Genomic DNA, 25,049 nt, shown 5'->3' with positions numbered 1-25,049 from the left:
GGCCGCACCGTCGGCGCTGGTGTTGTGTCGAAGATCATCGAGTAAGGCGCGCTTGCCGCGCCTGGTTGCGGCAGGCGGTTTTCCGAAGGAAAATCGCTGAGAGCAACTCGGTAATGTTCTGCGAAAGGGCCTCCCTCGGGAGGCCCTTTTTCTATGCGGCAACCCGGAAACCGGCGCGGTTTCCGGCCATGAAAAATCGATTTTTCATGGCCGTTTTTCGCGTCGAAAAGCGGCGGGGACTTCCTCGCAGGGCAGCGCCCGCCCGTTTTGCCGGAAACAACCCTCCGGTTCGGCGCAGGCCACGCACGGCCCGAACGCGGGGCGTCCGGACGGGTATGGATTGAGGCCTATTTTCCCCTTAGTGCTTTGATAAACATCAGCCTTGCGGGGATGTCCGCCAGGGTGTGGTTTGTATTCTCCGGGGTGGCCTCTATCCGGTATCTGCCGGTGGACAGCTGGGCCAAGGCAACTTCCAGGCCGAATTCTTCGTTACGGCTCATAATCAAATTTGGCAGCAAATTCGATTGCTGGAAGACCAACTCATCGCCGCGATCTCCCCATTTGTAGATTTTCACGTTAAAGGTCAAAAGACCGGGGTCTTCTGATGAGTTGTGCAGTAACGAGACGTCATACCCGCTCGTTCTCAGTTCGCTGGCAAGCCCCGCGTGCTTCTGCAGCAGCAGATACAAGCCGTACTCTTGGGGCCAGAGCACTTTTGTATCCAGGGAAACCGTGTTGCGGGACCCAAGATCAATTTCCGCCTCCGCCCGGGCCTCGCCGGAAATCAGGAAAGCGGCAGAAATGGCGAAGAACGCTGCGGCGCGCAGAATGCGCAGGGTGATGGACTGCATTTTGACCTGTGGAAATTCAAATTGAAGAAAGGAAAGCTGGTTCCAGCCAGCGTTTCGCATCTTGCGGTTGAATGCAATCTGGTGTGGTCTTTTCCAGATCAAAAACCAACGAACTTCTGGCAGACAATCTGCCTGCCCGCGAGGTGCATTGTGTTCGCAGGGTGGGCACTCAGCCCGCCACCGCAAACGCCCGCTCACCCCGCCTGCGTCTTTGGATCCTCACTGCCGCGCCCCGCCGCCGCATCCGCGGCATCCGTTATGGCATCCAGCGATGCCTCCAGGCTTTGCCGCAACCCTTCCACCTGCTCGTCACTGGGCTTCTTCGGCACCTCGTCCGTCCATTCCCGGCACATCAGCACGCCGCGCGAAAACGGCAGCGGCAGCATCTGCTGGTCCCAGGTCGGCAGCTTCATCACCTTCTTTTCGGCAAAGGCCACGGTGAACACCCGGCAGCCGGTCATCCGTGCCCAGACCACCGGCACGGTGGACGAGACCCGCGCAGGCCCGCGGGGGCCGTCGGCGGCGATGCCGATGGAGCAGCCCTCGCGGGTGCGGCGCAGCACTTCGCGCGACAGGGCCACATGGCGCTTGTGGCTCGACATCGGGATGGTCTCGAACCCCAGCCGCACCAGGATCTGGCCCGCCAGCCGTCCGGCGCGGGCGGCTGAGGTGAGCGCGCAAATGCGGCCCAGCGAGGTGTCGAACAGATAGGGCGCCATGATCAGCCGCTGGTGCCACAGCACAAAGATCACCGGCTCGCCGCGGCGCACGCAGGCGTCCATCTCCTCAAACCCGGTGCGGGTCCAGCGGGAGGTGCGGAAGGCGAATCGCACATAGGCGGCAAACAGCCCCTCGATGGCGCGGTTGACCTTTGGGCTGTCGGCGATTTTCTTTCTGAGGCTCACGGGGCTACGGCTCATTCCTGCAGGGGGCACAGGGGCTTGGCCCCGGCATTTGCCCCGTCATACTGCATGGCTGCGCCGGGGCAAAGCCCAGGCAGAGCCCGCGGCGGGCAAACCGCCCGGGCGGCGCAAGAAAATGCGCTTTTCCCTCTTGCCTCCGCAGCGCGCCTGCCGTAGGACATGCCGCACCACAGGGGTATAGCTCAGTTGGTAGAGCGACGGTCTCCAAAACCGTAGGTCGCGGGTTCGAACCCTGCTGCCCCTGCCATTTTCCTGCACATCGCCGGTACAGCACTGCCCTTTCGGGCAGGCCGTTTGGCGTGTGTGGTCACTCCAGATCCAGATGGGCCGGCGCAAGCCCCTGCTGCTGCCGTTCGCAGGCGGCGTCAAAGGTGCGCTCCAACTGCCGGGCCAGCCGTTCCGGGCTGAACAGCGCGGCGGTCTGCTGCTGGGCGCGGAGCTTGCCGCGCAGGCGGGCCGCGGCACCGCTGTCTGCCGCCAATTCTGCAGCCTTGGCCTCATAGTCCTGCATGCTTTCGGCAATCATGTCCGGCAGCCCGGCGGCCTGCAGCAGGCTGGCGGAGGTGCGGGCGGCGGATTGCTGGCCGGGCAGGGTGAGGACCGGAACCCCTGCAGCCAGAGCGTCGCGGGCGGCGGCGGTGGCGTTGACGGTGAACGTGTCCAGGACCAGATCCGCCAGCGGCAGGCGGGCCAGATGATCATCGCGGCTGGCTGCCGGGGCAAAGACCAGGCGGTCCGGATCGACTCCGCGCGCAGCGGCGGCGCGGCGCAGATTGGACATCGCATGTTCGCCGTTGTCCGCCAGCCACAGGACGCTGTCCGGAGCGCTTTGCAGAAGGCGCATCCAGATATCGAATTCCTGCGGTGTGATATGGCTGCCGCTGGCAAGGTTGCAGAACACGAACCCTTGCGCGGGCAGGCCGAAGGCGGCGCGGTCCGGGGCGTTGGCCGGTGTGGCCGGGGCCACCGCTTGATGGCCATCTGCCAGTCGCAGCAGGTGCTCGTTGTGGTAGCGTTCGCTGCCGGGCGGGCAGGCGGCGGCGTCGCTGATCAGGTAGTCATAGGCGGCGGTGCCCATGGTGCCGGGATAGCCGGGGAACAGGATGTGCAGCGGCGCCAGGCGGGCGGCAAACAGCGGCAGCGCACCGCCGCCGGAGTAGCCGGAGAGATCCACTGCAGCGTCCAATTGGTCTGCCTTCACCGCCGCGGCCATCTGATCCGTGGCGCTGGCATCCAGAACCCTGAGGCTGTCAAATTGCTGAGCTGCGCTGTCCGGCAGGCCGGTGCCAACCGCATAGATGCGGATGTCAAAGCGGGTCCGGTCGTGGGCGGCAAGCATTCCTCCGTGCTGGTCCAGCACCGCCTCGGCGTCGCGGGCGGCGAAGAAATAGCCGATGCGCAGCCGTTCAGGCCGCTGGCCTGCGGGCGGGGTGCTGTTCAGCTCTGCCGCGCCGAACAGATCGCTGGCGTAGGACTGGGCGCGGGCGCGCAAGAGGTCGGGGTTGTCTTCCATCAGCATCAGGGCGCTGGGATCGCAGCCCGGGCCGCGCAGGCCCAGCTGGCGGCGGCAGTCGCCATATTCCGGCAGCCATTTCCAGTCGCATAGCTCTGCCAGCACATGCAGCCGCTGGGTGCGGGCGCGGTCATCGGAAGGATTGGCCTGCAGCACCTTGTCGAAACAGGGCAGGGCAGCGGCAAAGGCGCCCTCAGCCTTCAGCAAGAGGCCCAGCTGGTAGCGGGCCTCGGTCAGGGCGGGGTTCAGGCGGACGGCCTGGGTGTAGTGTTCCTTGGCGTCCTCCACCGCGCCCTGCTGGGTCAGGAGGCCCGCCAGGGTGACATGCAGCGCCGCGTCATGCGGAGCCAGAGCAACCGCCTTGCGCAGCATGATGGCCGCCTTCTGGCTTTGGCCGCGCTTGATCAGCACCTCTGCCTTGCCGTGCAGCGCCTGCAGGCAGCCCGCGGCAAGCATCAGCGCCTTGTCATAGAGCGCCATGGCGTTGTCCAGCTCGCCGCGGGCGGCCTTCACCCGGCCCATCGCAGCATAGCTGCCGGCGGCACGGGGATTGATCCCGATCGCCTTGTTCAAACAGGTGGCGGCATTGTCCAGATGGCCCGCGGCCAGGTGGCAGCGGCCCAGGAAATCCCACAGGAAATGCGATTCGCGGAAGGTCTTGAGCAGCGCGCCGCAGCTTTCGGCGGCTTCGAAAGGACGGCCCTCTGCCAGCGCCTCCTCCAGCCCGGCCTGGTGCACCGGCGACGGGTCGGTCTGCGAGTCCAGCCGTTTGCGCAGCCCCTCCAGCGCCGATTGCGCGCGCTTGTTGCGGGGGTTGCGGGACAGGATGCCGGCATAGGCCATGGCGGCATCTTCAAACTTGGCGTCGCGTTCGAACTGTTCGGCCTCGGACAGGGAATTGGCAGGTGTCATGGCTTCCGATCTCAATAATTCACACGGTCCGGCCCCCGGGCGGCGCGATGGGCCGCAGGGAACCTCTGGAGTCAATTTTGCCAGTAGTGGATTAAAATTGGATTGACCCGGCGTTCGCTGCCTGCGCAACAGCCGCAACGGGCCGGGCAGAAGGGCCGCAGGGCTTGAATTCACGGGCCGCTCCGGTTACATCGCCCTGACTGCTAGCAGAGAGACACCCCCAGTATGGCAACTATCAACCCCGTTCAGTTCATCCAGCAGGTCCGCGCCGAAGTCTCCAAGGTCGTCTGGCCGACCCGCCGCGAAGTGCTGCTGACCACGGTCATGGTGTTCATCATGGCGGCGCTGACGGCGCTGTTCTTTGCGCTGGTCGACCTGCTGATCCGCTTTGGCCTGCAAGGGCTTCTGGGGATGTTCGGCTAAGCCCGCAGCGGTACCAGGGCTTTGGGGCCGCAATTGCTGCGCTGCACTTGATCTTGGCAGCGATGGGCGGTACCTGAGCAGGAATTATTGAGGCGGGCGTGCAGCGATTCGGTTTGCACGCCGCTTTTTGTTGGAGAGCGCAGCCCCGGGGCTGCAGCGGAATGAACAGGCAGCGGCGCGGCAAGTGGCCCGCCCGGCAGAACAAGGACAACGGTTCATGGCGAAACGGTGGTATTCGGTCAGCGTTCTTTCGAACTTCGAAAAGAAAATCGCAGAGCAGATCCGCACCTCGGTCGCAGAACAGGGCCTTGAGGACGAGATCGACGAGGTTCTGGTCCCCACCGAAGAGGTGATCGAGATCCGCCGCGGCAAGAAGGTCTCGACCGAGCGCCGCTTCATGCCCGGCTACGTGCTGGTGCACATGGAAATGTCCGACCGCGGCTATCACCTGATTTCCTCGATCAACCGCGTCACCGGTTTCCTGGGCCCGCAGGGCCGCCCGATGCCGATGCGCGACGCTGAGGTGCAGGGCATCCTGGGCCGCGTCGAGGAAGGCGTCGAGGCGCCGCGCACCCTGATCCACTACGAAGTGGGCGAGAAGGTGAAGGTGAACGACGGCCCGTTCGAGGATTTCGACGGCATGGTCGAAGAGGTCGACGAGGACAACCAGAAGCTCAAGGTCACCGTGTCGATCTTCGGCCGCGAGACCCCGGTGGAACTGGACTTCACCCAGGTGACCAAGCAGGGATGATGGTCCCATCAGTGGAATTTGAGGCGCCGCGTTGGGTTCAACGCGGCGTTTTTTGTTGACCGATACCCGCAAAAGTTGGTCTCCGCTGCTTCGGTCTGGCCTGGTGAACGGTGCGATAGAAGGGTTATTGACGCATAGGGAATCCTTCTCAATTGTGTTGCGATGTTTGAAAGCAATCCCAAGGCGCGCGCCGATCTGAAGTCTGGAACTCTCTATGCTCTCTTAGGTGAGGGGGGCTGGATTTATTACGGTCAAATCACTGACGAAAAGTCGGTAGGGTTCTTTCTTCGCCGGGACCGAGAAGTCGCCAAGGTGCCGGACATTCTCGCGTCGCCTGTAATGGCTGTAGTAACAGTCGTTTATCCGTCCATTACGAGAGTTCTCCGTGCTGGCCATTGGGGCAAGCTCGGGAGATATGAACTTGCTGGGGCGCTGAAGATCGTGCCGCCAGAGGTTCAGTGGCCGTCTGGCACCCTAACAGTAACCGTTTGGGAGGGAGGGCTAGCTGCGCGTGAAACTCGAGTGGAAGACCCGGAGATACAGGGTTTAGAAGTGATGGCGGCATGGGACGCTGAGCATCACTTGCCAGCCCGGTTAACCGCTGATTTCGGAGTTGAGGAAGCTGCTTGGCATGTTGGCGGCCCCGTTTCCCGGGAGCGAAAACTCAAGGAAGAGATGGCGCGGCGTTTTCCTGACCAGCCGTGGCATCAGCTTCCTTCCGATTGGGTCCGGACGGGGCGTCACTAGCTGATCGCAAGCGTTCACGTCCACCAGTCAACATGGAACGGAATTGCTTTCGGCTAGGCTCGAGCCGGGTTTGCTCAATTCCCCTCCCGCCCACTTGCCAACACCAACATTCCCCTGTAAACGCCGCCTCTATCGTCTTCGGGCGAGATTCTCTCGTGGGAGATGGAGGGATCGCGATCCTGACATCCGACCACGCAACACACTCCGGGCGGAACGCGTTCCGTCCTCGTTGAAAGGAAAACCAAATGGCTAAGAAGCTTGTTGGTTCGATGAAGCTGCAGGTTCCTGCAGGTCAGGCAAACCCCTCTCCGCCCGTCGGCCCGGCCCTGGGTCAGCGCGGCATCAACATCATGGAATTCTGCAAGGCGTTCAACGCCAAGACCGCAGACATGGAGCCCGGCGCGCCGTGCCCGACCGTGATCACCTACTATCAGGACAAGTCCTTCACCATGGACATCAAGACGCCGCCCGCGTCTTACTACCTGAAGAAGGCGGCCAAGGTGAAATCCGGCGCGAACAACCCGAGCCGGGAAACCGTCGGCACCGTGACCGTGGCCCAGGTGAAGGAAATCGCCGAAGCCAAGATGAAAGATCTGAACGCCAACGACATCGACGCGGCAATGCAGATCATCCTGGGCTCCGCCCGCTCCATGGGCATCGAGGTGAAGTAAGATGGCAAAGCTCGGTAAACGCACCCGCGCCGCGCGCGAAGCTTTCGCAGGCAAAGAAAACCTGTCCGTGGAAGAAGCAGTTGCCCTGGTGAAAGCCAACGCAACCTCGAAGTTCGACGAAACCGTCGAGATCTCCCTGAACCTGGGCGTCGACACCCGCCACGCAGACCAGATGGTCCGCGGCGTGGTCGGCCTGCCGAACGGCACCGGCAAAGCCATGCGCGTTGCTGTGTTCGCCCGCGGCCCCAAGGCTGACGAAGCGACCGCAGCCGGTGCAGACATCGTCGGCGCCGAAGACCTGATGGAAGCGATCCAGGGCGGCAAGATTGACTTTGACCGCTGCATCGCAACCCCGGACATGATGCCGGTCGTCGGCCGTCTGGGCAAAATCCTGGGCCCGCGCAACCTGATGCCGAACCCGAAAGTCGGCACCGTGACCATGGACGTGAAAGCGGCCGTGGAAGCAGCCAAGGGCGGCGAAGTCCAGTTCAAAGCGGAAAAAGGCGGCGTTGTGCATGCCGGCGTCGGCAAAGCGTCCTTCGACGAAGCCAAGCTGGTCGAGAACGTCCGTGCCTTCGTGTCGGCCGTGGCCAAAGCCAAGCCGACCGGCGCCAAAGGTGCCTACATGAAAAAGATCAACCTGTCCTCGACCATGGGTCCGGGCATCACGGTTGACGTGGACAACGCTGTCACCGAGTAATCGGGCGCACAGCTGATGTCAGGAAGGGCGGCTCCGCAAGGGCCGCCCTTTTTCAATTGCGGCGCCGGATGCGCTGCTGTCCGGCTCTGCAACTTGGGCTTTTACGCAACTTCTGCGCGGTAGTTTCTGACGGACTCGCCTCGATGGCTTAATGTTGCCTCATCCCGCATGTACTGATTTTAAAAATTTTCTAGTACAGGTGATTTATGACTGAGCAGTCAGATGAGGCAATTGCCCGGCTGCATGAGCGGGCACGGCAACAGCTGCGCAGCCCGTCGCACCGGTTCCGGTGCTGGCAGTTCGAAAAGGAACTGCGGCCTTTCCAGAGCGATCATCCGGTGATGCACAGCGAGGCGCTGGTGATGGCGCTTCTGGCAGGCCGCAAGCGGGCTGGCCGGATGCGCCGAACAATGGCGAAACTGCTTCAGTTGCGCAGCAAGCGCGGCGAAATGGCGGCGTTCCGCGCCTTCGAGGGTTTCCTGGCCGAACATGCGCCGGAAGACGCGCTGACGGGGCACAACTATGATACGGTGTCATTCGCGCGGCAGAACCATCAGGAAGTCTGGAACCATCTGTCCTTTCTGATCAAACAGCTGCAGCCGCTGTCGGATGGCGTGTTCCTGAATTCCGGAACGCTGCTGGGGGCGGTCCGGGAGGGCAGGCTTCTGGATCATGATGACGATGCGGACCTTGCCTTTTTCCTGAAATCGGAGCGCCCGGAGGACGCGGCGCAGGAATGGCGGGAACTGCAGCTGAAGCTGTTTGAAATCGGGCTGGCCCGGATCGAAGATCAGATTCCGGGGCCGGGCCGGATCATCAAGCTGGTTTCCTGCGGATCCTTCGAGGTGGACCTGTTTCCGGCCTGGAAGCGGAATGGCAAGGTATTCGTGTACCCGCACACCTTCGGCAAGCTGACTGAGGCGCAAGTCCTGCCGCTGCAGACCTGTGCGGCCACGGGACTGCCGCTTCCCGCGGAGCCCGAGGCGATGCTGGCCGTGAACTACGGGGCGGCCTGGCGCGAGCCGAACCCCTATTTCGCCTTTGACTGGAGCCGGGCAAACCGGAATTTCCGGCGCTTTCTCGGCGCGCTGCCGGAGCCGAAGTTCAAGCGGGTCATTACCTATGGCACCTTTGACCCGATGCATTATGGCCATGTGCGGCTGCTGAAACGGCTGTCGCTGCTGGCAGATGAGGTGATTGCGGCCTGTTCCACCTGCGCGTTCAACGCGGGCCGGGGCAAGCAAACCGCACTGGCCTTTGAGCACCGGGTGGAGATGCTGGAAGCCTGCAAGTATGTTTCGAAAGTCATTCCCGAAGAAAATTGGGGCCAGAAAGCGGGCGACATCCGCCGTCTGAATGCAGACCTGTTGGTCATGGGCAGCGACTGGCGGGGGCACTTTGATGACTTGAAGGATCTGTGCACTGTATTGTACCTGCCGCGTACTGAGGGGATATCGGCCACTGCGCTGAAGGCGGGCGCATGGCCGGGGGCCGCAGCCTGATCCAGCTTACCCTGCCGGGCGGTTTGCCCGCGGGCGAAGCTGAGGCGGCCTGGAGGATGGTTATTTTGCCCCTTGGAAATCCCCGCAAATGGGACTAACTACGGCCTTGAGATAAAGCGTGCGATTCGTCGTGCGCTTTATTTCATTTCGTCCAAGATGGTGGGTGGCCTTTCGATCGGGTCTTAATTTCCCTCCTGAGACGGGTAAGACCAGGAAGATCGAGGGTTTTCATTCCCTCGGGCGACTTTGGCTCATCCCGTAAAACGGACCTGAACGCCGGGCCATCTGGTTCGGCAAATATGAGCCGGGATGCGCAAGCATCCCTAACTTGGAGAGAACTGTGGATAGAGCCCAGAAAGAGAAAGTGGTCGAGGAACTCGGCCAGATCTTCGAAAGCTCTGGCGTCGTGGTGGTAGCTCACTACGCCGGTCTGACAGTTGCCGAGATGCAGGATCTGCGCGCGCGTGCAAGCGACGCGAACAGCTCCGTGCGTGTTGCCAAGAACAGGCTCGCCAAAATCGCCCTCGAGGGTAAGCCGTGTGCAAGCATGGCCGGCCTGCTGACGGGTATGACCGTTCTGACCTACTCCGAAGATCCCGTGTCCGCTGCAAAAGTGGCCGAGGATTTCGCCAAGGAAAACAAAAAGTTTGAGATCCTTGGCGGCGCAATGGGTGAGAACGCTCTGGACCGTGCCGGTGTCGAAGCCGTGTCGAAAATGCCGTCCCGCGACGAGCTTATTGCTCAGATCGCAAGCTGCATTGGCGCACCTGCTTCCAACATCGCCGGCGCGATTGGCGCACCTGCAAGCAACATCGCAAGCATCCTTTCGACCATCGAAGAGAAGGCGGAAGCTGCGTAAGCGGTTGGCACTGAATGGCTGGCGTGGGGCAAAAGCCCGCACGTTGGAACACACATACTGTAAACGGAAAGAGCTGAACAATGGCTGATCTGAAAGCACTCGCAGAAAGCATCGTGGGTCTGACCCTGCTGGAAGCACAAGAACTGAAAACCATCCTGAAAGACGAATACGGCATCGAGCCCGCTGCTGGCGGCGCTGTGATGGTTGCAGCTGGCGGCGACGCCGGTGGCGCAGCTGAAGAAGAAAAGACCGAATTCGACGTCGTTCTGAAGAACGCCGGCGCTTCCAAGATCAACGTGATCAAAGAAGTTCGCGGCATCACCGGCCTGGGCCTGAAAGAAGCCAAAGAGCTGGTCGAAGCTGGCGGCAAAATCAAAGAAGGCATCGACAAAGCCGAAGCAGAAGACATCAAAGCCAAGCTGGAAGCAGCTGGCGCCGAAGTCGAGCTGGCCTAAGTCCTGCCTCTGGTGCATCGCCGATGCATCGGAAATTTGGCTGGGTCCGGATTTTTCCGGGCCCAGCCGAACCTGTCTTAGAAAGGGCCTCATCCAAGAGGCGTTTTCTTAGGCGGAGTTCAAAGGATCGGGAGGCTGCCTTCGGGACGGTGGCCATGAATTGATCCGAACGCGCTGTCTCGTATGGGCAAGGAGCCGGGGCCCGGCGGCTTCCTTGACCGGTGAGAACTCGAAAGGTGACATCTGACATGGCTCAATCGTTCCTTGGCCAGAAACGTCTACGCAAATATTACGGCAAAATCCGCGAAGTGCTGGAGATGCCGAACCTCATCGAGGTGCAGAAATCTTCTTATGACCTTTTCCTGCGCTCCGGCGATGCAGCTGAGCCGCTGGACGGCGAAGGCATCAAAGGTGTGTTCCAGTCGGTATTCCCGATCAAGGATTTCAACGAAACCTCCGTTCTGGAGTTCGTGAAATACTCGTTCGAGAAGCCGAAGTACGACGTCGAAGAGTGCATGCAGCGCGACATGACCTACTCGGCGCCGCTGAAGGTCACCCTGCGCCTGATCGTGTTTGATGTCGACGAGGACACCGGCGCGAAGTCGGTGAAGGACATCAAGGAACAGGACGTCTTCATGGGCGACATGCCCCTGATGACCCCGAACGGCACCTTCATCGTGAACGGCACCGAGCGTGTGATCGTGTCCCAGATGCACCGCTCGCCGGGCGTGTTCTTCGACCACGACAAAGGCAAGACCCACTCCTCGGGCAAGCTGCTGTTCGCCTGCCGCATCATCCCGTACCGCGGCTCCTGGCTGGACTTCGAGTTCGACGCCAAGGACATCGTCTTTGCCCGTATCGACCGCCGCCGCAAACTGCCGGTGACCACCCTGCTGTACGCCCTGGGCCTGGACCAGGAAGGCATCATGGATGCCTATTACAACACCGTGCAGTTCAAGCTGGAGAAATCCCGCGGCTGGGTTACCCCGTTCTTCCCGGAACGCGTGCGCGGCACCCGCCCGACCTATGACCTGGTGGACGCTGCCACCGGCGAGATCATCTGCGAAGCCGGCAAGAAGGTCACCCCGCGCGCCGTCAAGAAGCTGATCGAGGAAGGCTCTGTCACCGACCTTCTGGTTCCGTTCGATCACATCGTCGGCAAATATGTCTCCAAGGACATCATCAACGAAGACAACGGCGCGATCTATGTCGAGGCCGGTGATGAGCTGACCCTGGAATACGACAAGGACGGCGAGCTGATCGGCGGTTCCCTGAAGGAGCTGCTGGACGCGGGCATCACCGACATTCCGGTGCTGGACATCGACAACGTCAACGTCGGCCCCTACATGCGCAACACCATGGCGCAGGACAAGAACCTGGACCGCAACAGCGCGCTGATGGACATCTACCGCGTGATGCGCCCGGGCGAGCCGCCCACCGTCGAGGCCGCCTCGGCGCTGTTCGACACCCTGTTCTTCGATTCTGAGCGTTACGACCTGTCCGCCGTTGGCCGCGTGAAGATGAACATGCGCCTGGCACTGGACGCCGAGGACACCCAGCGCACCCTGCGCAAGGAAGACATTGTTGCCTGCATCAAGGCGCTGGTCGACCTGCGTGACGGCCGCGGCGATGTCGACGACATCGACCACCTGGGCAACCGCCGCGTGCGCTCCGTCGGCGAGCTGATGGAAAACCAGTACCGCGTCGGCCTGCTGCGCATGGAGCGTGCGATCAAGGAGCGGATGTCCTCCGTCGAGATCGACACCGTGATGCCGCAGGATCTGATCAACGCGAAACCGGCTGCGGCTGCGGTGCGTGAATTCTTCGGCTCCTCGCAGCTGTCGCAGTTCATGGACCAGACCAACCCGCTGTCGGAAGTCACCCACAAACGCCGCCTGTCGGCGCTTGGCCCGGGCGGCCTGACCCGCGAGCGCGCCGGCTTTGAGGTCCGCGACGTGCACCCGACCCACTATGGCCGGATGTGCCCGATTGAGACCCCGGAAGGCCCGAACATTGGTCTGATCAACTCGCTGGCGACCTTCGCGCGCGTCAACAAATACGGCTTCATCGAGACCCCCTACCGGGTGGTGAACGAAGGCCAGGTGACCGACGAAGTGCACTACATGTCGGCAACCGAGGAAATGCGCCACACCGTGGCGCAGGCGAACGCGACCCTGGACGAGAGCGGCAAGTTCATCAACGACCTGGTGTCGACCCGTCAGTCCGGTGACTACACCCTGGCGCCGCGCGAAAGCGTGGACCTCATTGACGTGTCGCCGAAACAGCTGGTCTCCGTGGCTGCCTCGCTGATCCCGTTCCTGGAAAACGACGACGCCAACCGCGCTCTGATGGGCTCGAACATGCAGCGTCAGGCGGTTCCGCTGCTGCGTGCAGAGGCGCCGCTGGTCGGCACCGGCATCGAGGAAAAGGTTGCGATTGACTCCGGCGCGGCCATCCAGGCCAAGCGTGCGGGCATCATCGACCAGGTCGATGCGCAGCGTATCGTGATCCGCGCCACCTCCGATCTGGAGCTGGGCGACGCGGGCGTTGACATCTACCGTCTGCGCAAGTTCCAGCGTTCCAACCAGAACACCACCATCAACCAGAAGCCTCTGGTCAAGGTGGGCGACACCGTTGCCAAGGGCGAGGTTATCGCCGACGGCCCGTCGACCGATATGGGCGAACTGGCACTGGGCAAAAACGTGGTCGTCGCGTTCATGCCGTGGAACGGCTACAACTACGAAGACTCCATCCTGATCTCCGAGCGCATCGCGCGTGACGACGTCTTCACCTCGGTCCACATCGAGGAATTCGAAGTCGCCGCCCGTGACACCAAGCTTGGGCCGGAAGAGATTACCCGCGACATCCCCAACGTCGGCGAGGAAGCCCTGCGCAACCTCGACGAGGCGGGCATCGTCTACATCGGTGCCGATGTGGAACCGGGCGACATTCTGGTCGGCAAGATCACTCCGAAGGGCGAAAGCCCGATGACCCCGGAAGAGAAGCTGCTGCGCGCCATCTTTGGTGAAAAAGCATCTGACGTGCGCGACACCTCGCTGCGCGTGAAGCCGGGCGACTACGGTACCGTGGTCGAGGTGCGCGTCTTCAACCGCCACGGCGTGGAGAAAGACGAGCGTGCGCTGCAGATCGAGCGTGAGGAAGTCGAGCGTCTGGCCCGTGACCGGGACGACGAGCTGGCGATCCTGGACCGCAACATCTATGCCCGCCTGCGCGATATGCTGCTGGGCAAAGTAGCGGTCAAAGGCCCGAAAGGCGTGCGCTCCGGTTCCCCGATCGACGAGGAGCTGCTGGACAGCCTGTCCCGCGGCCAGTGGTGGATGCTTGCCCTTGAGGATGAGCAGGACGCCCAGGTCGTCGAGGCCCTGAACGAGCAGTACGAGGCGCAGAAGCGTGCTCTGGACGCCCGTTTCGAGGACAAGGTCGAGAAGGTCCGCCGCGGCGACGACCTGCCGCCGGGTGTGATGAAGATGGTCAAGGTCTTCATCGCCGTGAAGCGCAAGCTGCAGCCGGGCGACAAAATGGCCGGCCGTCACGGCAACAAAGGTGTGATTTCGAAAGTGGTGCCGATGGAGGACATGCCGTTCCTCGCCGACGGTACCCCGGTCGACTTCTGCCTTAACCCGCTGGGCGTGCCGTCGCGTATGAACGTCGGTCAGATTCTGGAGACCCACATGGGCTGGGCCGCACGCGGCCTCGGCATCAAGGTGGATGACGCGCTGCAGGAATACCGCCGCTCGGGCGATCTGACCCCGGTCCGTGAAGCGATGCACCACGCCTATGGCGACGATGTCTACGACGAAGGCATCGCCAATATGGACGAGGACACGCTGATCGAAGCCGCAGGCAACGTGACCCGCGGTGTGCCGATTGCGACCCCGGTCTTCGACGGCGCCAAGGAAGACGATGTGAACAACGCCCTGGTGCGTGCGGGCTTTGACCAGTCCGGCCAGTCGATCCTGTTCGACGGCCGCACCGGCGAGCAGTTTGCGCGCCCCGTGACCGTTGGCATCAAGTACCTGCTGAAGCTGCACCACCTGGTGGACGACAAGATCCACGCGCGTTCCACCGGCCCGTACTCGCTGGTTACCCAGCAGCCGCTGGGCGGTAAGGCGCAGTTCGGCGGTCAGCGCTTTGGTGAGATGGAAGTCTGGGCTCTGGAAGCCTATGGCGCCGCCTACACCCTGCAGGAGATGCTCACCGTCAAATCGGATGACGTCGCCGGCCGGACCAAGGTCTATGAGTCGATCGTCAAGGGCGAGGATAACTTCGAGGCGGGCGTGCCGGAATCGTTCAACGTTCTGGTCAAAGAAGTCCGCGGCCTCGGCCTGAACATGGAACTCCTGGATGCGGAGGTTGAGGAGTAAGGGCCCCGCGCCCTTCTCCCGCTCCCCCCTTCCGCAAGATTTGAGGTATCAAAATGAACCAGGAAATCACCAACAACCCGTTCAACCCGCTGACCCCGCCGAAGGTCTTTGATGAAATCAAAGTCTCGCTGGCCAGCCCGGAACGGATCCTGTCTTGGTCCTATGGCGAAATCAAAAAGCCCGAGACCATCAACTACCGGACCTTCAAGCCGGAGCGCGACGGCCTGTTCTGCGCCCGGATCTTCGGCCCGATCAAAGACTACGAATGCCTGTGCGGCAAATATAAGCGGATGAAGTACCGCGGCGTCGTCTGCGAGAAATGCGGCGTCGAGGTCACCCTGCAGAAAGTGCGCCGCGAGCGCATGGGCCACATCGAACTGGCCGCGCCGGTTGCGCATATCTGGTTCCTGAAGTCGCTGCCCAGCCGCATCGGCCTGATGCTGGACATGACCCTGCGCGACCTGGAACGGGTTCTGTACTTTGAAAACTACGTTGTCATCGAACCGGGCCTGACCGACCTGACCTATGGTCAGATGATGACCGAAGAAGAGTACATGGACGCCCAGGATGCCTATGGCATGGACGCCTTCACCGCCAACATCGGCGCTGAAGCGATCCGTGACATGCTGGCCCAGATCGACCTGGAATCGGAAGCCGAAACGCTGCGCGCCGAACTGGCCGAAGCAACCGGCGAACTGAAGCCCAAGAAGATCATCAAGCGCCTGAAAGTCGTGGAGAGCTTCCTGGAATCGGGCAACCGTCCGGAATGGATGATCATGACCGTGATCCCGGTCATTCCGCCGGAACTGCGTCCGCTGGTTCCGCTGGACGGCGGCCGCTTTGCGACCTCCGACCTGAACGACCTGTACCGTCGCGTGATCAACCGGAACAACCGCCTGAAGCGGCTGATCGAGCTGCGCGCGCCGGACATCATCGTCCGCAACGAAAAGCGGATGCTGCAGGAGTCTGTTGACGCGCTGTTCGACAACGGCCGCCGCGGCCGCGTCATCACCGGCGCCAACAAGCGTCCGCTGAAGTCGCTCTCGGACATGCTGAAAGGCAAGCAGGGCCGCTTCCGTCAGAACCTTCTGGGTAAGCGCGTCGACTTCTCCGGCCGTTCGGTGATTGTGACCGGTCCTGAGCTGAAGCTGCACCAGTGCGGCCTGCCCAAGAAGATGGCGCTGGAGCTGTTCAAGCCCTTCATCTACTCGCGTCTGGAGGCCAAGGGCCTGTCCTCGACCGTGAAGCAGGCGAAGAAGCTGGTCGAGAAAGAGCGTCCCGAAGTGTGGGATATCCTCGATGAGGTGATCCGCGAGCACCCGGTGATGCTGAACCGCGCACCGACGCTGCACCGTCTGGGGATCCAGGCGTTCGAACCCACGCTGATCGAAGGCAAGGCAATCCAGCTGCACCCGCTGGTCTGCTCGGCGTTCAACGCGGACTTCGACGGCGACCAGATGGCTGTGCACGTCCCGCTGAGCCTTGAGGCCCAGCTGGAAGCGCGCGTCCTGATGATGTCGACCAACAACGTTCTGTCGCCCGCCAACGGCGCGCCGATCATCGTTCCGTCGCAGGATATGATCCTGGGCCTCTACTATGTGTCCCTGGAACGCGAAGGCATGCCCGGCGAAGGCAAGATCTTTGGCACCATCGACGAGGTTCAGCACGCGCTGGACGCCGGCGAAGTGCATCTGCACACCAAGATCACCGCGCGGATCACCCAGATCGACGAGGAAGGCAACGAGGTTCTCCAGCGTTTCGAGACCACCCCGGGCCGTGTCCGTCTGGGCGCGCTGCTGCCGAAAAACGCCAAGGCGCCGTTTGAACTGGTCAACCGTCTTCTGCGGAAGAAAGAGGTTCAGCAGGTCATCGACACCGTCTACCGCTACTGCGGCCAGAAAGAGTCGGTCATCTTCTGCGACCAGATCATGACCATGGGCTTCCGCGAGGCGTTCAAGGCCGGCATCTCCTTCGGCAAGGACGATATGGTGATCCCGGATACCAAGTGGACCATCGTCGACGACACCCGCGAGCAGGTGAAAGACTTCGAACAGCAGTACATGGACGGCCTGATCACTCAGGGCGAAAAGTACAACAAGGTTGTCGATGCCTGGTCGAAGTGTAACGACAAGGTCACCGAAGCGATGATGGGCACCATCTCCGCTGACAAGCGGGACGAGAACGGCGCCGTGATGGAACCGAACTCGGTCTACATGATGGCCCACTCCGGTGCGCGTGGCTCGGTTACTCAGATGAAGCAGCTGGGCGGCATGCGCGGCCTGATGGCCAAGCCGAACGGCGACATCATCGAGACCCCGATCATCTCGAACTTTAAAGAAGGCCTGACCGTTCTCGAGTACTTCAACTCGACCCACGGTGCCCGTAAGGGTCTGTCGGATACCGCGCTTAAGACGGCGAACTCGGGTTACCTGACCCGCCGTCTGGTGGACGTGGCGCAGGACTGCATCGTTCGCGAGATCGATTGCGGCACCGAGCGTGCGATCACCGCAGAAGCGGCTGTGAACGATGGTGAAGTCGTGGCGTCGCTGGGCGAGCGCATCCTGGGCCGTGTGGCTGCGGATGACATCAAGAAGCCCGGCACCGAAGAGATCATCGTGGCCGCAGGCCAGCTGATCGACGAGCGCATGGCCGACGCAGTGGAAGAGGCCGGCGTGCAGTCGACCCGCATCCGCTCGCCGCTGACCTGTGAGTCGGAAGAGGGCGTCTGCGCCATGTGCTACGGCCGTGACCTGGCCCGCGGCACCCGCGTGAACACCGGCGAGGCCGTCGGTATCATCGCGGCGCAGTCGATCGGTGAACCCGGTACCCAGCTGACTATGCGGACCTTCCACATCGGCGGCGTTGCCCAGGGTGGCCAGCAGTCGTTCCTGGAAGCCTCGCAGTCCGGCAAGATCGTCTTCGAAATGCCGCAGACCCTGGAGAACGCCAACGGCGAGACCCTGGTTGTCGGCCGCAACATGAAGCTGATCATCCAGGACGAGCACGGCGAAGAGCGCGCCAGCCACAAGCTGGGCTACGGCTCCAAGCTGTTCGTCAAGGAAGGCCAGATGGTCAACCGCGGCGACAAGCTGTTCGAATGGGACCCCTACACCCTGCCGATCATCGCCGAGAAGCCGGGTACCGCGAAGTATGTCGACCTGATCTCGGGCCTGGCTGTCCGCGACGAGACCGACGAAGCCACCGGCATGACCCAGAAGATCGTGATCGACTGGCGTGCGGCTCCGAAGGGCTCTGATCTGAAGCCGGAAATCATCCTGGTGGACGGCAACGGCGAACCGGTGCGCAACGACGCAGGCAACCCGCTGACTTACCCGATGTCCGTGGATGCCATCCTGTCGGTCGAAGACGGCCAGCAGATCATGGCTGGTGACGTTGTCGCGCGTATCCCGCGTGAAGGCGCCAAGACCAAGGACATTACCGGTGGTCTGCCGCGCGTTGCGGAACTGTTCGAAGCCCGCCGTCCGAAAGATCACGCGATCATCGCCGAAATCGATGGTTACGTGCGCTTCGGCCGCGACTACAAGAACAAGCGCCGTATCGCGATCGAGCCGAGCGACGAGTCGATGGAAGCCGTCGAATACATGGTGCCCAAGGGCAAGCACATTCCGGTTCAGGAAGGTGATTTTGTCCAGAAGGGCGACTACATCATGGACGGCAACCCGGCGCCGCATGACATCCTGTCCATCATGGGTGTCGAGGCACTGGCGAACTACATGATCGACGAGGTCCAGGACGTCTACCGCCTGCAGGGTGTGAAGATCAACGACAAGCACATCGAGGTGATCGTCCGCCAGATGCTGCAGAAGTGGGAGATCTCTGACTCCGGCGACACCACGCTGCTGAAAGGCGAACACGTGGACAAGCAGGAGTTCGACGCCGCCAACGAGAAGGCCCTTGCCCGCGGCAAGCGTCCGGCTCAGGGCGAACCGATCCTGCTGGGTATCACCAAGGCGTCGCTGCAGACCCGCTCCTTCATCTCGGCGGCCTCCTTCCAGGAGACCACCCGGGTTCTCACCGAGGCTTCGGTGCAGGGCAAGAAGGACAAGCTGGTCGGCCTCAAGGAGAACGTCATCGTGGGCCGCCTGATCCCGGCCGGCACCGGCGGCGCCACCCAGCGGGTGCGCCAGATCGCCCAGGGCCGCGACAACGTGGTTCTGGAAGCCCGCCGCGAGGAAGCCGAAGCCGCTGCAGCCCTGGCTGCGCCGGTGATGGACGAGGACGCGATGGACGCTGGTCTGGACAACCTGGTCGATACCCCGGAAAGCCGCGACTAAGCTCCGGCAGCTGATCAAAAAACAGAAAAGCCCCCGCATCGCTGATGCGGGGGCTTTTTCACATCTGCTGCCGGGGCTATCTGTTGCAGGGCAGGGAGGGTGCAGGGATGGACATCAGGCTGCGGATGGCCGGGCTGGTCCGCTTTTCCGTGCTGAGCACGGATTACTATTCGGAACGCTTCGGCACGCTGGAGGAAAAGGCCGCGCATCTGTTCAGCCCGGAACGGATGGAGCTGCGGTTCCGGCTGTTTGAAAACCTGTGCCTGCATGCGCTGACCCGGCAGAGCGACCCGCGGTTCCGGCTGATCGTTCTGACCTCCGACAGCCTGCCGCCGCCCTATCTGGAACGGCTGCTGGACCTGACCGAACCCTATGCCAATATCTTCTGCCATGCCGCCGCGCCGGCAATCCACTACCAGCAGCTGAAGCAGGCCCTCGCTCTGCTCCCGCTGCCCCAGGCGACCCATCGGGTGCTGTTCCGGCTGGATGACGATGATGCGGTGGACGGGGACTTTGTCCGCCGCACCAAGCGCCTCGCCCGCGGCCTGATCCCGCTGCAGGGCGGCGGCAGCGCGCCCTTTGCAATTGCCCACAATCGCGGTTTCTATCTGGAAAAGAGGGGCAGCGGGGCAGACGTCTATGACGCCTGCGAACGGCTGCCGCTGTCCGCCGGGCTGACGGTGGTGGCGCCTGCGGGGGAGACGGTAAACCCCTATACCTACAACCACCGCCGTATCGCCCAGCACCTCAACACGGTCTCCGACATCTCGGTGCCGGCCTTCCTGCGGACGGTTCATGGCGACAACAAATCCGACCCGGTGCAGATCGGCGACGCCCGGAAATGGCCCCCGCAGAAAATTGAAGAGGCACTGGAGCGGCACTTCGGCCGCACCGGCGATCAAGTGAGGGCATTGCTGCCATGACACCAAACCAGACAGGCGCGCTTTTGATGATGGGGGCGATGGCGGCCTATACTTTCAACGATGCGCTGGTAAAGCTGATCGGCGGGGCGCTGCCGCTGCCGCAGATCCTGACGGTGCGGGGGCTGGCGGCCAGCGTGCTGATCTATCTGCTGGTGCGGCGGATGGGCGGGCTGCAGCTGCGCCTGCCGCGCCGCGCCTGGGGCATGATCGCGTTGCGCTGCGCAGGCGAAGTCTCGGCCACCTACCTGTTCCTGACCGCGCTGATGGTGATGCCGATTGCCAATGTCACCGCAGTTCTGCAGGTGCTGCCGCTGGCGGTGACGCTGAGTGCTGCGCTGTTCCTGCAAGAGCCGGTGGGCTGGCGGCGGATGGCAGCGATTGCCGCTGGTTTCTGCGGCATGCTGCTGATTGTGCGGCCAGGGCCGGAGGGGTTCAGCGAGGGGGCGCTTTTTGCGCTGGCCTCGGTGGCCTGCATCACCGCCCGTGACCTGGTCACCCGGCGGATGCCGCCGGAGGTGCCGTCGATGACGGTGACGCTGATGTCTTCGCTGTCGGTGCTGGCCTTCGGCATTGCGGGCTCTGCCGCGGTGGAATGGCGGCCGATGGGCGGGCGCGAGCTGCTGATCCTGGGCGGCGCGGCCCTGTTTATCTTTGCGGGCTACCTGTGCTCAGTCATGACCATGCGGGTGGGGGAAATCGCGGTGATTGCGCCGCTGCGTTACAGCGGATTGCTGTGGGCGCTGCTGTTGGGCTGGCTGGTGTTCGGCGAATGGCCGGATGCGGTGACGCTCTTGGGCGCGGCCATCGTGGCCGGGGCCGGCGTCTTCACCTTCTACCGGGAGCGCCAGGCCGCCCGCAAACGCCGCCCGGTCACGCGCTGAACGCTGCGCGCACGCGGTCTGCCCGGATGCCGAAGACGGTTGCGAATTCGCGTTCCTGCTTCGGTGTCAGCCGGGTTACCTCAACCGGCTTGGCCCTGTCCTGGCGGGAATCGTTGAACCGGTTGTGGCTGCGCACCCACATCGGCACGTCGGTCACGGTCACCGTTGGCATGTGGTGGTGGATGCGGTTATGGGCGAAGTTCATGATCGTCTTGCGGCAGCCGCCCGCCGCATACATCGCCAGCGCCGCGGTGAAATAGGGCCGCACGGCAGGTTCCGAGGCGGCGATCCCATCGGCGCTGAATTCGGCGATATAGCCGCGGTTGAAATCAATCGCGGCAGTGTCCGTCTTGGCAAGCAGCGGCGCACAGTCCGCCGCGGCCTCCCGCAGCCGCTCGATGAACTCACCGGCTACCGCATCGTCGTCGTCAAAGCGGAATTGCAGGCAGGGCTGGTGCGGATCCTTGCGGGCGTTGTTCAGAAGCTCCTTCATCACCTCGCGGTGGCGGCGCGGCGGCTGGGATACGATCTGAACCTGCGGCATGTCCGAGGTCAGATCCCGCAGCCGGTCAGAGTGCTGCCGGGGCAGGCTGTCGCCGGTCACGATGATCAGGTCAAAACCGGGGTCGCTCTGCGCCCGCAGGGACGGCAGGGCGACAGTCTCGAACAGCCGGAACCGCTCCTCCATCCGCGCGTCAGAGTAGAGATAGGCGATCCGCTCCGCCATTGTCTCATGCTCGACCTGAAACCCGCCGATGGCCGGGTAGGAGAACCGGCACAGCCCGATGACCTGCATACTGAAATCCGTTTGTTGCAAATGCCTGCGCCGGCGACTATGGCGGGCCGGCAGCCCGCTGGCAACCGCCGCGCCGGTGCGGCCCGGCCCGCAGCGCCCGGCTGCTGTTGACAACCCCCGCGACTCCCCATATACGCGCGCCTATCCGGCACCCGGAGTGTATGCTTCGAAAGCCGAATTCAAAATTGCAGTGGCTCAAGGTCCGGGCACTTTTACCACCCGGATCCTCTGTAAACACACCGCGTCGTCTCACCTCGGAATGGGAGCGATTGCGGTTTTTGCGCTTGTGGACGCACAGGTGCAGCGAAATCACCCGCACGCGCCGGCGTGCATGACAAGTTGCTAAACGGGGAATACCTGAATGCCAACGATCCAGCAGCTGATCCGCAAGCCGCGTCAGCCGAAGCGTAAAGTTTCGAAGTCCCAGCACCTCGAGCAGTGCCCGCAAAAGCGCGGCGTCTGCACCCGCGTGTACACCACCACTCCGAAGAAACCGAACTCCGCTATGCGGAAAGTTGCGAAGGTCCGCCTGACCAACGGTTACGAAGTGATCTCCTACATCCCCGGTGAAAGCCACAACCTTCAGGAACACTCCGTGGTTCTGATCCGCGGCGGCCGTGTAAAAGACCTTCCGGGTGTCCGTTACCACATCCTGCGCGGTGTTCTGGATACCCAGGGCGTCAAAGACCGTAAGCAGCGCCGCTCGAAGTACGGCGCGAAGCGTCCTAAGTAAGAAGGAGAGGCTGATATGTCACGTCGTCACGCCGCTGAAAAACGCGAAGTTCTGCCCGACGCCAAGTTCGGCGACCGCGTTCTGACCAAGTTCATGAACAACCTGATGATCGACGGCAAGAAGTCGGTCGCAGAGCGTATCGTCTACAACGCATTCGACCGCGTTGAAGGCAAGATCAAGCGCGCTCCGGTTGAAGTCTTCCACGAAGCGCTGGACAACATCAAACCGTCCGTCGAGGTCCGCTCCCGCCGTGTTGGCGGTGCAACCTACCAGGTTCCGGTTGAAGTCCGCCCCGAGCGCCGCGAAGCGCTGGCCATCCGCTGGCTGATCGCTGCCGCCCGCAACCGCAACGAAAACACCATGGAAGAGCGCCTCGCAGGCGAGCTGCTGGACGCCGTCCAGTCCCGTGGCACCGCGGTCAAGAAGCGCGAAGACACCCACAAGATGGCAGAGGCCAACAAAGCCTTCTCCCATTATCGCTGGTAAGCTAGAGGACATAGACCTATGGCACGCGAATATCCCCTCAATCTGTACCGTAACTTCGGTATCATGGCGCACATCGATGCGGGTAAAACCACCTGCTCCGAGCGCATCCTGTATTACACCGGCAAATCCCACAACATCGGTGAGGTGCACGACGGTGCAGCCACCATGGACTGGATGGAGCAGGAGCAGGAACGCGGCATCACCATCACCTCGGCTGCGACCACCACCTTCTGGGAACGCACCGAAGACGGCAAAACCGCTGACTCTCCGAAGCACCGCCTGAACATCATCGACACCCCCGGCCACGTTGACTTCACCATCGAAGTTGAGCGTTCGCTGGCGGTTCTCGACGGTGCTGTCTGTGTTCTGGACGCCAACGCCGGTGTTGAGCCGCAGACCGAAACCGTGTGGCGTCAGGCTGACCGCTACAAGGTTCCGCGCATGGTGTTCGTCAACAAGATGGACAAGATCGGCGCTGACTTCTTCAACTGCGTCAACATGATCGAAGACCGTACCGGCGCCCGCGCGGTTCCGGTTGGTGTGCCGATCGGCGCCGAGAACGAGCTGGAAGGCCTGGTTGACCTGGTCAACATGGAAGAATGGCTGTGGCAGGGCGAAGACCTGGGCGCATCCTGGGTCAAAGCTCCGATCCGCGACAGCCTGAAAGACATGGCTGACGAGTGGCGCGGCAAGATGATCGAAGCGGCCGTCGAAATGGACGACGACGCGATGGAAGCCTACCTGGAAGGCGAAGAGCCCGACGTTCCGACCCTGCGCAAACTGCTGCGCAAGGGCACCCTGGAACTGGCCTTCGTTCCGGTCCTGGGCGGCTCCGCGTTCAAGAACAAAGGCGTTCAGCCGCTGCTCAACGCTGTGATCGACTACCTGCCCAGCCCGCTGGACGTTGTCGATTACATGGGCTTCAAACCCGGTGACGAAGAAGAAGTCCGTAACATTGCCCGCCGCGCGGACGATGAAATGGCGTTCTCCGGCCTGGCGTTCAAGATCATGAACGACCCGTTCGTCGGCTCCCTGACCTTCACCCGGATCTACTCCGGCGTGCTGAACAAGGGCGACACCCTGCTGAACTCGACCAAGGGCAAGAAAGAGCGCGTTGGCCGGATGATGATGATGCACTCGAACAACCGTGAGGAAATCACGGAAGCGTTCGCAGGCGACATCATCGCGCTGGCAGGCCTGAAGGACACCACCACCGGTGACACCCTCTGCGCCGTCAACGATCCGGTTGTTCTGGAAACCATGACCTTCCCCGATCCGGTGATCGAGATCGCGGTTGAGCCGAAAACCAAGGCCGACCAGGAGAAGATGTCCCAGGGTCTGGCCCGTCTGGCCGCCGAAGACCCGTCCTTCCGCGTCGAGACCGACATCGAGTCCGGTCAGACCATCATGAAGGGCATGGGCGAACTTCACCTGGACATCCTGGTGGACCGTCTCAAGCGCGAGTTCAAGGTTGAGGCGAACATCGGTGCGCCGCAGGTGGCCTACCGCGAGACCATCTCCAAAGAGGTCGAGCATTCCTACACCCACAAGAAACAGTCGGGTGGTTCGGGCCAGTTCGCCGAGGTGAAGCTGATCATCTCGCCGACAGAAGCAGGCGAAGGCTACTCCTTCGAATCCCGCATCGTTGGCGGTGCGGTTCCGAAGGAATACATCCCGGGCGTCGAAAAAGGCATCCAGTCCGTCATGGACAGCGGCCCGCTGGCCGGCTTCCCCGTGATCGACTTCAAGGTTGCCCTGATCGACGGTAAGTTCCACGACGTGGACTCCTCGGTTCTGGCCTTTGAAATCGCTGCCCGCATGGGCATGCGTGAAGGCATGCGCAAGGCTGGTGCGAAACTGCTCGAGCCGGTGATGAAGGTTGAGGTGATCACCCCGGAAGAATACACCGGCGGCATCATCGGCGACCTGACATCCCGCCGCGGCCAGGTGTCCGGCCAGGAGAACCGCGGCAACGCAATCGCGATCGACGCGTTTGTGCCGCTGGCGAACATGTTCGGCTACATCAACACCCTGCGTTCGATGAGCTCGGGCCGCGCCCAGTTCACCATGCAGTTCGATCACTACGATCCGGTTCCGCAGAACATCTCGGAAGAGATCCAGGCGAAATACGCGTAAGCGTCAGAAAATACGGGGGTTCGCAAGTGTTGCGGACCCCCCTCGAAGCAAAAGGAGGCCATCATGGCTAAGGAAAAGTTTGAACGCAATAAACCGCACGTCAACAT

General features: G+C 62.3%; 19 protein-coding genes and 1 tRNA gene. 16 read left to right on the top strand and 4 right to left on the bottom strand.

The window, feature by feature from the left end:
- Window positions 1-347: 347 nt before the first annotated feature.
- Both RA25_RS20555 and RA25_RS20550 read right to left on the bottom strand, forming a co-directional pair.
- The gene (locus RA25_RS20555; RefSeq protein ID WP_152612257.1) at window positions 348-953 is read right to left on the bottom strand and encodes a hypothetical protein; all 606 of its coding nucleotides are present in this window, start codon (window positions 951-953) and stop codon (window positions 348-350) included.
- Between the two features lie 92 nt (window positions 954-1,045).
- Entirely contained in the window at window positions 1,046-1,771 is a 726-nt protein-coding gene (locus tag RA25_RS20550; protein WP_241477454.1) for a lysophospholipid acyltransferase family protein, read from the bottom strand.
- A 174-nt stretch (window positions 1,772-1,945) separates the two neighbouring features.
- Here RA25_RS20550 and RA25_RS20545 point away from each other — a divergent pair.
- Window positions 1,946-2,021, top strand: a tRNA-Trp gene (locus RA25_RS20545).
- A 60-nt stretch (window positions 2,022-2,081) separates the two neighbouring features.
- On the opposite strand, the gene RA25_RS20540 is transcribed toward RA25_RS20545, so the two are convergent.
- Window positions 2,082-4,199 (bottom strand): O-linked N-acetylglucosamine transferase, SPINDLY family protein, encoded by a 2,118-nt coding sequence (locus tag RA25_RS20540; protein ID WP_039174770.1) that lies wholly within the window; start codon window positions 4,197-4,199, stop codon window positions 2,082-2,084.
- A gap of 225 nt (window positions 4,200-4,424) precedes the next feature.
- Between RA25_RS20540 and secE the strand changes: the two genes are divergently transcribed.
- From secE to RA25_RS20485, 12 genes are all read left to right on the top strand, one after another.
- On the top strand, window positions 4,425-4,622 hold the full coding sequence (gene secE, locus RA25_RS20535; protein WP_019298606.1) for a preprotein translocase subunit SecE: 198 nt from the start codon (window positions 4,425-4,427) through the stop codon (window positions 4,620-4,622).
- A gap of 217 nt (window positions 4,623-4,839) precedes the next feature.
- Window positions 4,840-5,373, top strand: coding sequence for a transcription termination/antitermination protein NusG (nusG, locus tag RA25_RS20530; RefSeq protein WP_039150217.1), 534 nt, complete (start codon window positions 4,840-4,842; stop codon window positions 5,371-5,373).
- 162 nt (window positions 5,374-5,535) lie between these two features.
- Window positions 5,536-6,120, top strand: coding sequence for a hypothetical protein (locus RA25_RS22530; RefSeq protein WP_082023123.1), 585 nt, complete (start codon window positions 5,536-5,538; stop codon window positions 6,118-6,120).
- A gap of 245 nt (window positions 6,121-6,365) precedes the next feature.
- Window positions 6,366-6,791, top strand: coding sequence for a 50S ribosomal protein L11 (rplK, locus tag RA25_RS20525; protein ID WP_019298608.1), 426 nt, complete (start codon window positions 6,366-6,368; stop codon window positions 6,789-6,791).
- Between the two features lies 1 nt (window position 6,792).
- Window positions 6,793-7,491 carry a 50S ribosomal protein L1 gene (rplA, locus tag RA25_RS20520; RefSeq protein ID WP_019298609.1) on the top strand — a complete coding sequence of 233 codons (699 nt, stop codon included), beginning with the start codon at window positions 6,793-6,795 and terminating at the stop codon, window positions 7,489-7,491.
- A gap of 206 nt (window positions 7,492-7,697) precedes the next feature.
- Window positions 7,698-8,993, top strand: coding sequence for an adenylyltransferase/cytidyltransferase family protein (locus RA25_RS23475; protein WP_342586139.1), 1,296 nt, complete (start codon window positions 7,698-7,700; stop codon window positions 8,991-8,993).
- Between the two features lie 340 nt (window positions 8,994-9,333).
- Window positions 9,334-9,852 (top strand): 50S ribosomal protein L10, encoded by a 519-nt coding sequence (rplJ, locus tag RA25_RS20510; protein WP_029205089.1) that lies wholly within the window; start codon window positions 9,334-9,336, stop codon window positions 9,850-9,852.
- Window positions 9,853-9,932: 80 nt separating this feature from the next.
- Window positions 9,933-10,307, top strand: a complete 375-nt coding sequence (gene rplL / locus RA25_RS20505) for a 50S ribosomal protein L7/L12 (RefSeq protein WP_019298611.1) — start codon at window positions 9,933-9,935, stop codon at window positions 10,305-10,307.
- A gap of 248 nt (window positions 10,308-10,555) precedes the next feature.
- Entirely contained in the window at window positions 10,556-14,692 is a 4,137-nt protein-coding gene (rpoB, locus tag RA25_RS20500) for a DNA-directed RNA polymerase subunit beta (protein ID WP_039152530.1), read from the top strand.
- Window positions 14,693-14,745: 53 nt separating this feature from the next.
- Window positions 14,746-18,987 (top strand): DNA-directed RNA polymerase subunit beta', encoded by a 4,242-nt coding sequence (gene rpoC, locus RA25_RS20495; RefSeq protein WP_019298613.1) that lies wholly within the window; start codon window positions 14,746-14,748, stop codon window positions 18,985-18,987.
- 107 nt (window positions 18,988-19,094) lie between these two features.
- Entirely contained in the window at window positions 19,095-19,910 is an 816-nt protein-coding gene (locus RA25_RS20490) for a glycosyltransferase (RefSeq protein ID WP_039174772.1), read from the top strand.
- Window positions 19,907-20,791 carry a DMT family transporter gene (locus RA25_RS20485; RefSeq protein ID WP_039174769.1) on the top strand — a complete coding sequence of 295 codons (885 nt, stop codon included), beginning with the start codon at window positions 19,907-19,909 and terminating at the stop codon, window positions 20,789-20,791. Before RA25_RS20490 ends, RA25_RS20485 begins: the two co-directional genes overlap by 4 nt.
- Here the strand turns inward: RA25_RS20485 and RA25_RS20480 are convergent.
- Complete coding sequence (locus RA25_RS20480; RefSeq protein WP_039174768.1) at window positions 20,781-21,587, bottom strand: putative rhamnosyl transferase; 807 nt, start codon at window positions 21,585-21,587, stop codon at window positions 20,781-20,783. The genes RA25_RS20485 and RA25_RS20480 overlap by 11 nt on opposite strands.
- 361 nt (window positions 21,588-21,948) lie before the next feature.
- Between RA25_RS20480 and rpsL the strand changes: the two genes are divergently transcribed.
- Genes rpsL through fusA form a run of 3 tightly spaced genes read left to right on the top strand, consistent with a single transcriptional unit; the run spans window position 21,949 to window position 24,942 of the window.
- A complete protein-coding gene (gene rpsL / locus RA25_RS20475) occupies window positions 21,949-22,320 on the top strand; it encodes a 30S ribosomal protein S12 (protein ID WP_019298617.1) in 372 nt (123 codons plus the stop codon).
- Between the two features lie 15 nt (window positions 22,321-22,335).
- On the top strand, window positions 22,336-22,806 hold the full coding sequence (gene rpsG / locus RA25_RS20470; RefSeq protein ID WP_019298618.1) for a 30S ribosomal protein S7: 471 nt from the start codon (window positions 22,336-22,338) through the stop codon (window positions 22,804-22,806).
- 18 nt (window positions 22,807-22,824) lie between these two features.
- The gene (gene fusA, locus RA25_RS20465; RefSeq protein WP_039174767.1) at window positions 22,825-24,942 is read left to right on the top strand and encodes an elongation factor G; all 2,118 of its coding nucleotides are present in this window, start codon (window positions 22,825-22,827) and stop codon (window positions 24,940-24,942) included.
- The last annotated feature ends 107 nt before the right edge of the window (window positions 24,943-25,049 follow it).

Origin of the sequence: Leisingera sp. ANG-S5 (assembly GCF_000813925.1) — a bacterium.
GTDB lineage: Bacteria > Pseudomonadota > Alphaproteobacteria > Rhodobacterales > Rhodobacteraceae > Leisingera.
This window is presented reverse-complemented; position numbering and strand designations above follow the sequence as displayed.

Coding starts and splice junctions, on each gene's coding strand:
- RA25_RS20550 (WP_241477454.1), bottom strand. CDS start 1,771: ATGAGCCGTAGCCCCGTGAGCCTCAGAAAGAAAATCGCCGACAGCCCA.
- RA25_RS20540 (WP_039174770.1), bottom strand. CDS start 4,199: ATGACACCTGCCAATTCCCTGTCCGAGGCCGAACAGTTCGAACGCGAC.
- secE (WP_019298606.1), top strand. CDS start 4,425: ATGGCAACTATCAACCCCGTTCAGTTCATCCAGCAGGTCCGCGCCGAA.
- nusG (WP_039150217.1), top strand. CDS start 4,840: ATGGCGAAACGGTGGTATTCGGTCAGCGTTCTTTCGAACTTCGAAAAG.
- RA25_RS22530 (WP_082023123.1), top strand. CDS start 5,536: ATGTTTGAAAGCAATCCCAAGGCGCGCGCCGATCTGAAGTCTGGAACT.
- rplK (WP_019298608.1), top strand. CDS start 6,366: ATGGCTAAGAAGCTTGTTGGTTCGATGAAGCTGCAGGTTCCTGCAGGT.
- rplA (WP_019298609.1), top strand. CDS start 6,793: ATGGCAAAGCTCGGTAAACGCACCCGCGCCGCGCGCGAAGCTTTCGCA.
- RA25_RS23475 (WP_342586139.1), top strand. CDS start 7,698: ATGACTGAGCAGTCAGATGAGGCAATTGCCCGGCTGCATGAGCGGGCA.
- rplL (WP_019298611.1), top strand. CDS start 9,933: ATGGCTGATCTGAAAGCACTCGCAGAAAGCATCGTGGGTCTGACCCTG.
- rpoB (WP_039152530.1), top strand. CDS start 10,556: ATGGCTCAATCGTTCCTTGGCCAGAAACGTCTACGCAAATATTACGGC.
- rpoC (WP_019298613.1), top strand. CDS start 14,746: ATGAACCAGGAAATCACCAACAACCCGTTCAACCCGCTGACCCCGCCG.
- RA25_RS20490 (WP_039174772.1), top strand. CDS start 19,095: ATGGACATCAGGCTGCGGATGGCCGGGCTGGTCCGCTTTTCCGTGCTG.
- RA25_RS20485 (WP_039174769.1), top strand. CDS start 19,907: ATGACACCAAACCAGACAGGCGCGCTTTTGATGATGGGGGCGATGGCG.
- RA25_RS20480 (WP_039174768.1), bottom strand. CDS start 21,587: ATGCAGGTCATCGGGCTGTGCCGGTTCTCCTACCCGGCCATCGGCGGG.
- rpsL (WP_019298617.1), top strand. CDS start 21,949: ATGCCAACGATCCAGCAGCTGATCCGCAAGCCGCGTCAGCCGAAGCGT.
- rpsG (WP_019298618.1), top strand. CDS start 22,336: ATGTCACGTCGTCACGCCGCTGAAAAACGCGAAGTTCTGCCCGACGCC.
- fusA (WP_039174767.1), top strand. CDS start 22,825: ATGGCACGCGAATATCCCCTCAATCTGTACCGTAACTTCGGTATCATG.